Raw genomic sequence first — 12,615 nt, 5'->3', positions numbered from 1 at the left:
ACCCATTCCGAAAGGGGCTTTTCGGGCCCCCGGCAGCTGACTGGTCGGTCAGTCCGGGGTCCGGCCCGTGCGGACGCGGTGCGTCAGCTGAGCGTCACCTGTCGGTTGGTGAGTCCCCCGCGCGCCCGACGCTCGTCCGCGGTCAGCGGAGCGTCCGTGGCGAGTGCGGCGCTGAGCCGCTCGGCGAACTCGGCGGCGGGCTTCTCGATGTCCTCGGCCTTCACCGGGCTCGGCAGATCCCACACCGGGACGGTGAGGCCGTGCGCCCGGAACGAACCCACCAGACGCGTGCCCTCGCCGAGCGAGGACGTGCCCGCCGCGTGCAGCCGCGCGAGCGCGTCGAGGAGCTTCTCCTCGGGGTGCGGCATCACCCACCGCAGGTGGTTCTTGTCCGGGGTCTCGCACCAGTAGGCGCTGTCCACGCCGGTCAGCTTCACGGTCGGGATGGCCGCGTCGTTGGCACGCTCCAGGGAGGCGGCGACCTCGCCCGACGCGTTCTCCGAGTCCGGAACCCAGAATTCGAAGCCCGTGTGCACGACCGGCTCGAAAGCGCCCTCGGGGTCGAGCACGTCCTGCAGCCGCGGACCGTCGGCGGGGGCGCGGCGGGCCTGCACCGGGTTGCCCGGCTCGGCCTGAAGGGCGCGCAGCAGGGTGTCGGCCAGGTCGCGGCTGAGGTCGCCGGAGGGCGTGTCGTTCTGCAGACCCAGCAGGACCGAGCCGTCGTCACGGCGCAGCGCGGGCCACGCCATGGGCAGCACGGTCGCGAGGGTGACCGACGGGACGCCCTCGGGCAGTCCGTCCTTCAGTGCCAGCTCGACCGTCGCCGCGGGCACCAGCTCGCGCAGGGCGACCCAGTCGCCCTCGCCCGCGAGCCCCTCGAAGGGGCGCTGCACCAGCTCGGTCACCGCGTGCGCGGCCTCCCGGCCGTGGCAGGCCTTGTAACGGCGGCCGCTGCCGCAGGGGCAGGGTTCGCGAGCGCCGACCACCGGGTAGTTCCCGTCAGCGCCTGCGGCGCGGACCCCGTTGGTGACGTGCGGCTTGCCCTTGGTCTGGGGGCGCTTCTTGGCCATCTTGGGTGTCTCCCGGATACGGCTCTCGTACGTACGGGCGCGAGCCTAGCCGCTCGTACTGACACGGGTGGGATTCGGTCCAAGTGCCGCTCGGGGAGCGGGGGTCAGCCGAGGTCGTCGAAGGCGTCCGCGAAATCCAGGCCGGCCAGGTCCGCGACGGGCGGTGCGGCGATGCGCGTGGCGAAGTCGTCGCGGCGGTGCGCCGCGGTATTCGCGTGGACGTCTTTGTGTACGACCACCCAGACGGTGACCTCGCCCCGGGTGTCGTCCCGTACGCCCCAGTCGTCGGCCAGCGCCGTGATGATGTTGAGCCCGCGGCCGCCGTGCGCGGTGACCGACGGCGTGGCCGGAACCGGGCGCGTCGGGCCGCCGCCGTCCGTGACCTCGACCGTCAGGCAACCCCGGTTGTCCACGCGCCATGCGGCGCGTACGTCCCCGTCGCCGACGAAGTCGTCGCCCAGCGGCCTGCCGTGCCGGCAGGCATTGCTGAGCAGTTCGGAAAGGATCAGAATCGCGTCGTCCACGACCGGATCCGGCACCCCGCTCATGCGGAGCTGATCACGCATCCGGTGTCTTGCCTCACCCACGCCTGCAGGGCCATGGGGTACGGCCATGCTCGACGAAGCGGGCACCTCCTGTGCCACCACCAACGCCACCCCCGAGACCTCCTTTGCCCCACGCCACGGTGTGAATGCCCCAATGGACTGGACCGGAAACCGGCCAATCCATGTGCGGTGACGCACTCGTAACGATCGAATACGCAACGAACGCGCCGGAGCACTCCCTGTGACCGTAAGGGTGAAGGTGGCCGGAATCAGGCCCTGCCGAGCCGCCGCAGCACCGCCGCGGGGCGGTTGGTGATGATCGCGTCGACGCCGAGGCGGACGCAGAGGTCGACGTCCTCCGGCTCGTTCACCGTCCAGACGTGGACCTGGTGACCCGCGCGCGCGAGCTTCTCGACGTACGCGGGGTGGCTGCGCAGGATCCGGATGCCGAGCCCCGCGATGCGCACGCCCTTGGGCAGGCGTCCTTCGCGGTGACGTGGGGAGACGAACTGCATCAGGTAGACCGTCGGCAGGGTCGGCGACGCCTCCTGGATGCGGAGCAGGGAGCGCGACGAGAAGCTCATCACCCGCACCGGAGAGGGCTCGTTCGCGGGCGGCGCGTCCAGGCCGAAGCGCTTGAGCAGGAGCAGCAGGCGCTCCTCGACCTGGCCGGCCCACCGGGTGGGGTGCTTGGTCTCGATGGCCAGTTCCACCCGGCGCCCCGCGTCGGCGACCAGTTCCAGAAGCCGCTCCAGGGTCAGCACGGAGGTGTCGACGGCGCTGTCGGCCCAGTCGGGGCCCTCCTCGCTGTCCTTCCAGGAGCCGAAGTCGAGGGCGGCCAGATCCGCGAGTTCCAGGGCCGAGACCGCGCCACGGCCGTTCGACGTACGGTTGACGCGACGGTCGTGCACGCACACGAGGTGGCCGTCGGCCGTGAGCCGCACATCGCATTCGAGGGCATCGGCACCGTCCTCGATCGCCTTCTTGTAAGCGGCCAGCGTGTGCTCGGGGGCGTCCTCCGAGGCGCCGCGGTGGGCGACGACCTGGATGCGTTGCTGTCGTGCGTGGGTCACCGCGTCATGGTGCCACCGCGCGGCGGGCCACCGAGAAAGTTCGGCCTAGCGGATGCGTCCGTTTCGCCCGACATAAAGGATGTCAGCAAGTGCACAGGAACGTCTTATGGCGCCCTGACGTCCCGTGGGAAAAGCTGACGACGTACAACAGCACAACTGGACCGTGACAGGACCATGCCGGACGTCGAGTGACGGCGACCGCTCCGAGGTCGCTGAACACATCGAAGCGGGCTGTGATCGAGGCGGGCTGGGACAATCGAGAGCGATCACATCGGATCGCTCTGGATCGCATCAGCCCGAAGTGGATCGGGTACCCGCATAGACCTGACCGGCCTGACCGGCGACACGACAGCCGTGGATCGAGGAGAGAAAGCTGTGAGCACCGAGAACGAGGGCACTGCGGTCCCCCCAGCCCCGTCCGCACCTCCCGTGCCGGTGGACGCTCCCGCTGCTCCCGCACCGGCCCCGGCGGGCCCCGCCCCGTCGGCCCCTCAGGGTGCGGGGTACGACACGGCGGGACAGGGAGCCGTGGCCGTGGGCCAGGGCGCACCCGGGACGCCCTCCGGCGCACCCGGGACGACCGGTTCCGCCGGCTCCGCGCCGGTCGGCGACTGGCCGCCCCCGCCGCCGGCCGTTCCCGCGTACGCCTCGGGCGGCGGTGGCGGTGCCGGCGGTTCTGAATGGGGCGCCTCCTACCAGCCGCCGCAGCCCAAGTCGGGCGGCCGCCGCGGCGGTCTCGTCGCCGGAGTCATCGCGGCCGCCCTGGTCGCGGGCGCGATCGGCGGCGGAGTCGGCTACTGGGCCGCCGAGCGCAACGACGACGGCGGCACCGGCTCCACCACGGTCTCCGCCTCCACCCCCGCCGACGTCAAGCGCGACCCGGGCACCGTCGCGGGCATCGCCGCCAAGGCGCTGCCCAGCACGGTGACGATCGAGGCCGAGGGCAACAACGGCGAGGGCGGCACCGGCACCGGCTTCGTGTACGACAAGGAAGGCCACATCCTCACCAACAACCACGTGGTGGCGGAGGCGGTGGACGGCGGCAAGCTGTCGGCGACGTTCTCGAACGGCAAGAAGTACGACGCCGAGGTGATCGGCCACGCGCAGGGGTACGACGTCGCGGTCATCAAGCTGAAGAACGCGCCGAACAACCTCCAGCCCCTCCACCTGGGCAACTCCGACAAGGTCGCCGTCGGCGACTCGACCATCGCGATCGGCGCGCCCTTCGGCCTGTCGAACACGGTGACCACGGGCATCATCTCCGCCAAGGACCGCCCGGTGGCCTCCAGCGACGGATCGAGCGGCAGCAAGGCCTCGTACATGAGCGCTCTGCAGACCGACGCGTCGATCAACCCGGGCAACTCCGGCGGCCCGCTGCTCGACGGCAGCGGGAACGTGATCGGCATCAACTCCGCCATCCAGTCCGCCTCCAGCGGTGGCCTCGGCGGTTCGGGCCAGTCCGGTTCGATCGGCCTCGGCTTCGCCATCCCGATCAACCAGGCCGACATGGTCGCCCAGCAGCTGATCAAGACCGGTCAGCCGGTCTACCCGGTCATCGGTGCCACGGTCGCCATGGACGAGGGCACCAGCGGGGCGAAGATCACCGAGCAGGGCGCGGGCGGCGCCGCGGCCGTCACGCCGAACGGCCCGGCGGCCAAGGCGGGCCTCAAGTCCGGCGACACCATCACGAAGCTCGACGACACGGTGATCGATTCCGGCCCGACCCTGATCGGCCAGATCTGGACGCACAAGCCCGGCGACACCGTGAAGCTCACCTACACGCGCGACGGCAAGGAGCACACCGTCGACGTGACCCTCGGCGAGCGCAAGGGCGACAGCGACTGACGGACCCGCTTCCGGGACCCGCTACCCTGGTCCCCGCGCCGCGACGGACTCGAAAGCCGTGCGGGGCGCGGGGTGGGTTGCCCGAGCGGCCTAAGGGAACGGTCTTGAAAACCGTCGTGGCGAGAGTCACCGTGGGTTCAAATCCCACACCCACCGCGCACGTGGGAGGCCCCTGACCAGGAACATTGGTCGGGGGCCTTCGTCATGCTTGCTGCCCGTTGGGGACCGTGATTCCCCGTGAGTTCCCGGTCTGTCGGGCACGGGTGGGGCACGGGCGCGTTCTGGCGAGCCGTCAGTCAGGGCCCCATGGACACCGCCCCGCCGTTATAAGGTCTCGCCATTCTGATCGGACAGCAACGTGCAGGACTTTGGGGTGGGGATCGTGAGCGGAAGTGCGCTCGACGAAGGCAGCATCTGGAAGCTAACACCGCAGGAGGGCGGAGAGCTGGCCGCCAGATGGTGGAAGTGGGCGCTGTCGGCGCCAGACGATCGGAGCCCGGTCAAGGATGAGACCGGTGAATTCGCCGACTGGAAGCAACCGGAGGACGTGTGGTTCCTCGCCGGAACCTACGGCGGACGCGTGGTGCGACGGTGCCAGATACCTGCGCAGCAACCCGTCTTCTTCCCTGCCTTCAACACTCAACGTGGTGGTCTTATTGCTCCTGCCCCCATGCTCGTCGACATTGCGAAGGCTGAGGTGTTCCTGAACGGCCTGCCACTGCCGCTACAAGAGTTCACGTCGAAGCCATTTCGCGTGGGCCTGTACCGGCATGTCGCCTGGGGACTGTGGTGTGGACTTCAGCCCCTCCCGGCAGGGCAGTACGTGCTCGAAATCAAGGCTCAGACCACAGGTGGCTTCTGGGTGGACACCAACTACCACCTGACGGCAGCTGACAGCTAACGGCTGTCCCGAAGAGGTGGAGCCGATTGACCTCGGCTGGCCCCGCACCCGCCCCTGTTCCCCTGCTCACCACTCTCCCCAGCTTCCATCCCGTCCGCCGTCGACCCACACACCGTGGAGCGGGCGTGGTTCAGGGGCGTCAAGGTGGAGCGCGCCACTGTACGAACGACCTTGACGCCCCTGGGCCGCGTCTGCTCGGCTCTGCCTGGGTCGATGGTGGTCGGGATGGGAGCCCACCACGCTCACCACGATGTGCCTGTGGTCGGCGACGGCGCCCCTCCATCCCGGTGCCGGCCGATCCCCGCCGGAGGCATCCTCTGTGACCGTGGCCGTGCATACCTGGTGCTCGACTCATGGGCCCGGCGTTATTCACGTGGGCGGGCGTCGGCGCAGCAGGGGCGGAGCGGGCCGAAGGCAGGAGCGCAGCCCCAGGCGGAGCCGGGAGCCAGCCCGGCGGAGCGGAGCGCAGCCGGGCTTGATGAGGTAGAGAAACTTGTAACAGCTCCTACGGACTTGCGGTCTTGTCGGCGTGGCCCCCGGCTGGTGGCATATGTGGAGGCGGCATGCGTCAGGGGGAGGCGAGCGGTGAGCGGCTTATCGGTGAGTTCGTGGAAGCGGCACGGTCGGGACCGGCTCTACGTGAACCTTCTTGACGGCACTGCGGTTGCCTGGGCAGATCGCGCTACGAGGGCCGTGACAATCATGGTTCCGAGGTACCAGGCAGAAGCGCTTGAACTACTCAGGCAACACCTCGGCTCCGACCTCACCGTTACCCAGACGTCAGAGCGATCGTCCGCGGCGCTTCCTCGGACCTCCGAAGAACCTCGTGGTCCTCGGACCCCCCTTGCTGGCAGTAAGCCCGCACCCCTTCCTCGGCTCGAACCAAGTGAGGACCTGGCGCGCAATCGACCGGGCTCACGGATTGTCGGGATGCTGGCTGAGCGCGGCCCCTCGACCGCGGAGCGACTCCGGGACAAGCTCCTGCGGCGCCCTTCCGAGTGGGACGGCTGGTACACCGGCCTGAGGGGAGAACGCCGGGTTGGCCGAGAGCTGGAACGCCTCACCGCGCTCGGGTGGCGGGTCGTGCACGGTATTGCCAAGAGCAACGGCGGCGACATCGACCATCTGCTGATCGGGCCCGGCGGAGTGTTCAGCCTCAACACCAAGACTCATCCTGGCGCGACGGTCTGGGTCGGTGACTCCATGGCAAAGGTCAACAGAGGTCGCCCGTACCCCTACGTGTCCGCGAGCAAGTCAGAGGCGTCCTACGTGAGGGAGGTACTGGAACGGCACTGCGACTTCTCGATCACTGTCGAACCGGTCCTGGTCTTCGTCGATATCGCGTCTCTTGATCGTGAGGTGACGCAACAGGTCGTCCGCGTCTACCAAGAGCGTGAGGTGTCAGCGCTCGGTCCGCTCCGCGGAGTCCTCGCTCCCGATCAGGTAGAGCAGGTCTACGCGGTGGCGCGTCATCAACGTGTCTGGCTCAGAGCCTGACCCTGCGCGTTCCTCACTAGTCGGCCCGTAAAGCCTGCTTCGCAGAGCCGTTTGTACGCGGCAATCACGTTGTCTGGTACTTGCTGGGTGACCATGAACCCCTGGTCCGGGTAGATCAGTAGTCGCTGCAAGGCGCCAACGAGCATGTCGATTACAAGGCGGGCGTCCCCGATGGAGTCGACGTACTCGTCGAGCGTCATCGGGGTGGACGCGCTGACGATCTCGACTTCGGGCCAGAGCTTTCGCGCCGTCGCGTAAGCCCGCCGCTCCTCGTACGGCTTGCTGATCAGGAGCACGGAGGAAACGTCAACTCCGGCTTCCTCCAACAGGGCTTTGGAGAAGCGGATGTTCTCTCCGGTGTTGCGGGCTTCAGGCTCTACGAGCACTGCCGAACTGGGTACGCCGAGTTCGAGGGCACGCTCGCGGTAGTGAACGCCTTCTCCTCGCGGCATGTGGTCGCGCGTGGTGGGACTGGTGGCTCCGGTGAACACAAGCAAGGGGGCAAGACCGCGCTTGTAGAGGTCTACCGCCGTGTCGGCGACGCCCAGGTCGTGGCTCCCCAGGCCGACCGCGACCGAGCACGGCTTCAAGGCGTGGCCCATCTGGTGGTAGTCCCACAAGCGGCGAGTGTCGGCCCATGCCTGCGTCGAGATCATTCCTGCCCCTTCTCGGCTTTCGCTGAGTCCGGAACCTTGAAGTCGTACTCCCAGGCGAAGCGCGAAGCCGCGTGTACACCGATAGCGAACTCGACCACTGTGTCAGAGGCGGTGAAGGTCGTTCGGTGCAGTTCGACAACGGGTTCGCCTGGGGGAAGCTGGAGGAGTTTCACCTCGTCGGCAGAGGGGGCGCGCGCGAAGATCTCTTCCTTCATGTGGTCGATCTCGTACCCGGCGTCGAACAGCACCCGGAATCCGCCTCCGCGGCCGGCCGGTCCTGGTGTCGGGTCCACCAGGCGTGTGCCCTCGACGTGCTCGGGCCGGTAGTAGCTGGTCAGGGAGTGCGTCGGCTGGTCGCCTTCCTTCACGAGTCGAGCGCGTGCGTAGACCTCGGCCCCTTCGGGGAGCCCGTGCGCGGCGGCGACGAGGGGCGGGGCCTCGATCAGGCTGACCGTCTGAGTCTGTTCGTTTCGGCGGTAGCCGCGGCCTGAGGCGACCCGGTCGGCGATGAACGCCACCTCGTCACTGTCGCGCCACTTCGCCTTGTCGTAGCGGGCAACGCCAAGCCGTTTGAGCGGAACCTGTTGCCGGACAACCGTGCCGTGTCCTCGCGACGAGGTGACCAGGCCCTCGGCCTCCAAGGCCTTATAGGCGGCATGCACCGTGGACTTGGAGCCCTCGCCTGCATCCACCAACTCCCTGATCTGCGGCAGCTTCCTGCCCGGAGGGTATTTGCCCTGCTCGCCGCGTCTGATCTCCTCGGCCAGCTTGTCTGCCAGCTCCCGCCACTTGGGCGCCATTGCGTGACTCCTCTCGACGAGTCCAGTCAAACACAGTCCTAGGACTGTTGACAGTCCTAGGACTGCGCGTCATAGTCATCTCAATGAACCCGCAGTCCTAGGACAGCGGGACCGGAGGGTCTTCTTTGGGCTGCTCCGACGCATCGACTCAGGGAGAGCTGTATGCCGTCCTTCAAGATCGACCTCAAGACCGCTGTGGTGTTCGTGGCGACCGCGCCGACGCCGAAGCTGGTGAACCAGAAGACGGGCGAGCGGGCTATGGACCGGGAGACGAACGCGCCGCTGTCGACGGTGGGGCTGCTGGTCTCGGACGACGGGGAGGGGAACCTCTACCAGGTGACCGTCCCGGAGACGGGTCTCCCGAAGGAGCTCACGCCGGGGATGCCGGTCCGGGTGACCGGGCTCAAGGCCCGTGACTGGGAGAACACCTTCAACGGCGAGAAGCGCCACGGGATCTCGTTCCGCGCGATCGCGATCACGACGGGGGCCTGATCATGGCTGACCTGACCGTGTGGCTGGAGGCGTCGGGCGCCTTAGCGGCGGCTGGTGGCGTCGGCTACGCCAAGGTCCGTGCACCGCGGGCGTACTGGGCGACGGTCGGCCTGCCGATGGCCTGGGGCCGGTTCGCCTTCTCGTACCGGAACACGATGGATGTGTGCGGGCTGACGGTGCAGCCGTCCGGCTTGCGGGCGTTCGTGTCGCGCCGGGTCGCTCGCAGCGAGGTGCAGCCGGTTCCGCCGAAGATCCGCCGGGTGCGGGGCACCTCGACCGGCCTGCGGGTGACGCTCCGGCTTCCTGCCGGTCTGGAGCCTGCCGACCTGGCCGCGGCCTCCGAGCGGCTCCGGCACGCCTGGGGCGTCCACGCGGTCCATGTCCGCCCGACCAAGCCGGGATTCGTGGAACTGCGGATGACCGGCTTTGACCTGCTGCGCCGGGTGCAGATGCCGAAGAAGGCGGCTCCGCGCGGTCTGGTGGTGCCGGTCGCGCTCCGGGACGACGGCACCGCGTATGAGCGGAACTACCGCGAGATCCCGCACGCGCTGACTCTCGGTGCGAACCAGTCGGGCAAGTCCATGTACCAGCGCAATCTGATCAGGGGCTTGGCTCAACTGCCGGTTGCCCTGGTCGGGATCGACTGCAAGCGCGGTGTCGAGCAGTCCCGGTACGCCCCGCGGCTGTCGGCGCTGGCGACGACCCCGGACGATGCCGCCTCGCTGATCGATGTGCTCGTGGCGGAGATGGAGGACCGCTTCGACCTGCTGGCCAAGCATGGCGTCTCGGACCTGTGGGAGCTGCCCGAGCGACTGCGTCCGGCGCCCGTCGTGCTCCTGGTCGACGAGATCGCGGAACTGTTCCTGATCTCCTCCAAGAGGGATGAGGAGCGCCGCGAGCGCATCGTCACCGGCTTGATCCGGCTCGCGCAGCTCTCCCGCGCGGTCGGGATCTACCTGGAGATTTGCGGGCAGCGCTTCGGCTCCGAGCTGGGCAAGGGCGCGACCATGCTCCGGGCTCAGCTCACCGGCCGTGTGGTGCACCGGGTCAACGACAAGCAGACCGCGGAGATGGGGCTGAACGACGTGGCCCCGGAGTCGGTCCCGGCCGCGTGCACGATCCCCGCCGACCGACCCGGGCAGGCCGTTGCCGCGGATGCCTCGGGTGGTTGGGGGCGCATCCGTACCCCGTTGACCTCGGTCGACGAAACCGTGGCGGCCTGCCGGGAGTTCGCCCACCTGATCCCGGATCTCCCGGCCCTGGAGCCCTTCCGCCCGGTCGTGCCGCTCGATCCGACGCTGATCATCCCGCCCATGCCGAAGCAGGCTCCGGCAGCCTTCTGACCTGCTGCTCCACCCGGTTGGCGTGACCGTCTCGCGCCAAGTCCCTACCCCGTCCATGCCTGAAACCGGAAGGGAACACCGCCATGGCTCGCGTCAAGACACCCGCCCCCGCCCCGGCACCGCAGAGCACCGAGTGCCCGACCTGCAAGGGCTCCGGACAGGTCTCCCGGACCGTCCGCGTCGGCAGCAAACACCGCGTCGTCGGCCAGCAAGCCGGACTCTGCCTGACCTGCCTCGGCTCGGGCGACGCCCCCGCCGAATGACCGCCCGGGGCTGGGCGGCCGGACCCGTTCCCCGCCCCGCCCCCGGCCCAACGCTCAAGGAGGTGAAGCGACATGAACCGCTCGATCCGTGTGGACGCCGTACTCGTCCAGGCCGTGATTGCCGGTGCCCTGTCCTTCTCCCACCTGCATGACCTGGCCGACGCTGCCGGACAGACCGGCTGGAAGGCATGGGCCTACCCGATCAGCGTTGACCTGCTGCTGGTCGCGGCCTGGCGGCGCCTGCGCACCGCCCACGGTGACCGTGCGGCCTGGATCTGGTTCGTGATCGCCCTGTTCGCCTCGCTCGGCGCCAACATCGCGACTGCCGGTTTCCTCGACCTGGCCCATGTTCCGGCCTGGCTGCGGGTCGTCGTCGCGGGATGGCCTGCGCTCGCCTTCCTCGGCGGCACGCTCCTCGTCCACACCCCGGCCACCGCACCCGCCACCCCGGAGCCGACCGAGGACGGGCCCGCGGTCGACCTGCACCGCACCGACCCCGCGCCCGGCCTCGACGAGCGTTCCGAGCCGCCCGCGCCCGCCGAACTCTCCGCCGCCGAACCGTCTCCGGAACCGGCTCCGGTCCCGGCGAGCGTTCCGCCGGCACTCCTGGACCACGCCCGAAAGATCGCCGAACAGCACCGCGCGAGCACCGGAACACCGCTCCCGGTCGACAACCTGCGCGCCCAACTCGGGCTTCCCGACACGGTCGTCGACTCGATCGCCGCACACCTCCAACTCACCTGACCAGAAAGGCAGACCCGTCATGACCGTTTACCGGCGCTTTCGCAACGTCCGCCAGTTCGGCCCGGTCCAGGTCGCCAGCTTCTTCGACGCCCGCGGCCGCGAGCGTCATGCCGCCGCCTGCACCGCGCCCCGTTGCGACTTCTCCGCGGAGTACGACAACCGCTCCGCCGCCGAACTCGCCGCCCGCACCCACCGCTGCACCGCCTAGGAGACCGCCGTGGACGTCCCGCTCTGGCTCGCCCTGATCGTCGTCGGCTATCTCGGCATCAAGCTCACCCGCCCGCCGATCTGGCTCGTGGTCCTGCTCCTGCTTGGCGGCTACCTCATCGCCCACAGCTTCCTCGGCCCCACCGTCGACGCCCTCATCAACTGACCTGCACAGAAAGGAGATCCCGATGTTCAGTCCCAAGGTCCCGGTCAACGACCAGCCGACCGGTCAGATCATCCCGCTCGGCGGCATCACCGCCGTGAACGGCCACCAGCACGCCCCGGCCTGCTCCTGCTCGAATCCGGCCCCCGCACCGGCCACGTCCACGCGGCCCGCGGTGCAGCTCACCCCCGGCTCGCTGCTCCTCCTCGTCGGCAGCGGTACCGCCGCGGTCCTCGTGGTCGGCGCCGTGCTGGTCTCCATGCTCCTCGCGGTCGCCATCACCGCGGGCTCGCTCGCGATCGTCGCACTTGTCATCCGCTCACTCATCAACCAGGAAAGGAAGTCCTGACCATGGGCATCTTCAGCAAGCGTCAGGAAGTCGACCACGCTGCGGCGGACCGCGCCCTCCAGGCGGAGAAGCGCCGGGGAAGCGAAGAGCTCAACGCGATCCGCGATCGGATCGGCGACGGCTCGGCAACGGACCAGGACTACAAGATTTTCCGCAAGGTCACGGGCATCAAGCGCTCCGAACTCTAAACACCGCCCGGGGCGGCCTCGGTCGCCAAACTTCCGCCGCCCCGGACGGCTCCACCCCTCCTGATTCAACGGACCCGAAAGGGAAGTCCCATCATGTCCCAGCCCACCCCTGCCCGCGCGCGCATCTGCTCCGACTGCGACGGCTTCCCCGTCGTCGCGATCACCACCGGCCTGCGCAACCGCGACGGCTCCCGCCAGACCCTCACCGCCACCTGCCCCACCTGCAAGGGCCACGGCCGCACCACTCCGGCCGCCACCCTCGTTCGCGTCGGGCGGTGACCGCGATGGCTGAGCTGACCCCGACCCCCGAGCGGCCCGGACTGCACATCAGCAAGCCCTCGCCTTCCGCCCCCGCCACCGCGTCCGCGGTCTGCCACTGTGGTGCCTCGGCCACCGCCAAGGGCGACGCACAGGTCAAGGCCCTCGTCGACGGCTACACCGCCAACCACGGCCCCGCCCACCACCGGACGGGACGCTGA

The 12,615-nt window shown here is 69.2% G+C and carries 18 protein-coding genes and 1 tRNA gene; 14 read left to right on the top strand and 5 right to left on the bottom strand.

Going from position 1 to position 12,615, the window contains the following annotated elements:
• Positions 1–83: 83 nt before the first annotated feature.
• The 3 genes from B072_RS0109175 to B072_RS0109165 all read right to left on the bottom strand — a co-directional run bounded on the left by B072_RS0109175 (position 84) and on the right by B072_RS0109165 (position 2,688).
• The gene (locus B072_RS0109175) at positions 84–1,070 is read right to left on the bottom strand and encodes a DUF5926 family protein (protein ID WP_018529638.1); all 987 of its coding nucleotides are present in this window, start codon (positions 1,068–1,070) and stop codon (positions 84–86) included.
• 104 nt (positions 1,071–1,174) lie between these two features.
• On the bottom strand, positions 1,175–1,813 hold the full coding sequence (locus B072_RS0109170) for an ATP-binding protein (protein WP_078506356.1): 639 nt from the start codon (positions 1,811–1,813) through the stop codon (positions 1,175–1,177).
• A gap of 71 nt (positions 1,814–1,884) precedes the next feature.
• Complete coding sequence (locus B072_RS0109165) at positions 1,885–2,688, bottom strand: glycerophosphodiester phosphodiesterase (protein ID WP_018529636.1); 804 nt, start codon at positions 2,686–2,688, stop codon at positions 1,885–1,887.
• Between the two features lie 375 nt (positions 2,689–3,063).
• Here B072_RS0109165 and B072_RS0109160 point away from each other — a divergent pair, with 375 nt between their 5' ends.
• From B072_RS0109160 to B072_RS49060, 4 genes are all read left to right on the top strand, one after another.
• Positions 3,064–4,533, top strand: a complete 1,470-nt coding sequence (locus B072_RS0109160; RefSeq protein ID WP_026245616.1) for a S1C family serine protease — start codon at positions 3,064–3,066, stop codon at positions 4,531–4,533.
• Positions 4,534–4,604: 71 nt separating this feature from the next.
• A tRNA-Ser gene (locus tag B072_RS0109155) sits at positions 4,605–4,689 on the top strand.
• A 217-nt stretch (positions 4,690–4,906) separates the two neighbouring features.
• The gene (locus B072_RS49065; RefSeq protein WP_026245615.1) at positions 4,907–5,434 is read left to right on the top strand and encodes a hypothetical protein; all 528 of its coding nucleotides are present in this window, start codon (positions 4,907–4,909) and stop codon (positions 5,432–5,434) included.
• A 930-nt stretch (positions 5,435–6,364) separates the two neighbouring features.
• The gene (locus tag B072_RS49060; RefSeq protein WP_018529633.1) at positions 6,365–6,931 is read left to right on the top strand and encodes a nuclease-related domain-containing protein; all 567 of its coding nucleotides are present in this window, start codon (positions 6,365–6,367) and stop codon (positions 6,929–6,931) included.
• Here B072_RS49060 and B072_RS0109140 read toward each other — a convergent pair.
• Together B072_RS0109140 and B072_RS0109135 are read right to left on the bottom strand one after the other, a co-directional pair.
• Positions 6,907–7,587: a YdcF family protein gene (locus tag B072_RS0109140; RefSeq protein ID WP_018529632.1), complete on the bottom strand. Its 681-nt coding sequence runs from the start codon at positions 7,585–7,587 to the stop codon at positions 6,907–6,909. The two genes, B072_RS49060 and B072_RS0109140, sit on opposite strands and share 25 nt — an antisense overlap.
• On the bottom strand, positions 7,584–8,387 hold the full coding sequence (locus B072_RS0109135) for a GntR family transcriptional regulator (protein WP_018529631.1): 804 nt from the start codon (positions 8,385–8,387) through the stop codon (positions 7,584–7,586). Before B072_RS0109135 ends, B072_RS0109140 begins: the two co-directional genes overlap by 4 nt.
• A gap of 162 nt (positions 8,388–8,549) precedes the next feature.
• Between B072_RS0109135 and B072_RS0109130 the strand changes: the two genes are divergently transcribed.
• The 10 genes from B072_RS0109130 to B072_RS0109085 all read left to right on the top strand — a co-directional run bounded on the left by B072_RS0109130 (position 8,550) and on the right by B072_RS0109085 (position 12,615).
• The gene (locus tag B072_RS0109130; RefSeq protein WP_018529630.1) at positions 8,550–8,879 is read left to right on the top strand and encodes a hypothetical protein; all 330 of its coding nucleotides are present in this window, start codon (positions 8,550–8,552) and stop codon (positions 8,877–8,879) included.
• Positions 8,880–8,881: 2 nt separating this feature from the next.
• Entirely contained in the window at positions 8,882–10,222 is a 1,341-nt protein-coding gene (locus B072_RS0109125; RefSeq protein ID WP_018529629.1) for an FtsK/SpoIIIE domain-containing protein, read from the top strand.
• Positions 10,223–10,305: 83 nt separating this feature from the next.
• A complete protein-coding gene (locus B072_RS0109120) occupies positions 10,306–10,485 on the top strand; it encodes a hypothetical protein (protein WP_018529628.1) in 180 nt (59 codons plus the stop codon).
• A 72-nt stretch (positions 10,486–10,557) separates the two neighbouring features.
• Positions 10,558–11,229, top strand: a complete 672-nt coding sequence (locus B072_RS0109115; protein ID WP_018529627.1) for a DUF2637 domain-containing protein — start codon at positions 10,558–10,560, stop codon at positions 11,227–11,229.
• A 19-nt stretch (positions 11,230–11,248) separates the two neighbouring features.
• Complete coding sequence (locus B072_RS0109110) at positions 11,249–11,437, top strand: mobile element transfer protein (RefSeq protein ID WP_018529626.1); 189 nt, start codon at positions 11,249–11,251, stop codon at positions 11,435–11,437.
• A gap of 9 nt (positions 11,438–11,446) precedes the next feature.
• Positions 11,447–11,602, top strand: a complete 156-nt coding sequence (locus B072_RS48640) for a hypothetical protein (RefSeq protein WP_018529625.1) — start codon at positions 11,447–11,449, stop codon at positions 11,600–11,602.
• A 22-nt stretch (positions 11,603–11,624) separates the two neighbouring features.
• Complete coding sequence (locus tag B072_RS0109100) at positions 11,625–11,948, top strand: hypothetical protein (RefSeq protein WP_018529624.1); 324 nt, start codon at positions 11,625–11,627, stop codon at positions 11,946–11,948.
• Between the two features lie 2 nt (positions 11,949–11,950).
• Positions 11,951–12,136, top strand: coding sequence for a hypothetical protein (locus B072_RS0109095; protein WP_018529623.1), 186 nt, complete (start codon positions 11,951–11,953; stop codon positions 12,134–12,136).
• Between the two features lie 93 nt (positions 12,137–12,229).
• The gene (locus tag B072_RS0109090; protein WP_018529622.1) at positions 12,230–12,415 is read left to right on the top strand and encodes a hypothetical protein; all 186 of its coding nucleotides are present in this window, start codon (positions 12,230–12,232) and stop codon (positions 12,413–12,415) included.
• 5 nt (positions 12,416–12,420) lie between these two features.
• Positions 12,421–12,615 (top strand): hypothetical protein, encoded by a 195-nt coding sequence (locus B072_RS0109085; RefSeq protein ID WP_018529621.1) that lies wholly within the window; start codon positions 12,421–12,423, stop codon positions 12,613–12,615.

Source organism: Streptomyces sp. HmicA12 (assembly GCF_000373565.1).
Classification (GTDB): Bacteria; Actinomycetota; Actinomycetes; order Streptomycetales; family Streptomycetaceae; genus Streptomyces.
Note: the sequence above shows the minus strand (reverse complement) of the source record. Positions and strands in the feature narration are given on the sequence as shown.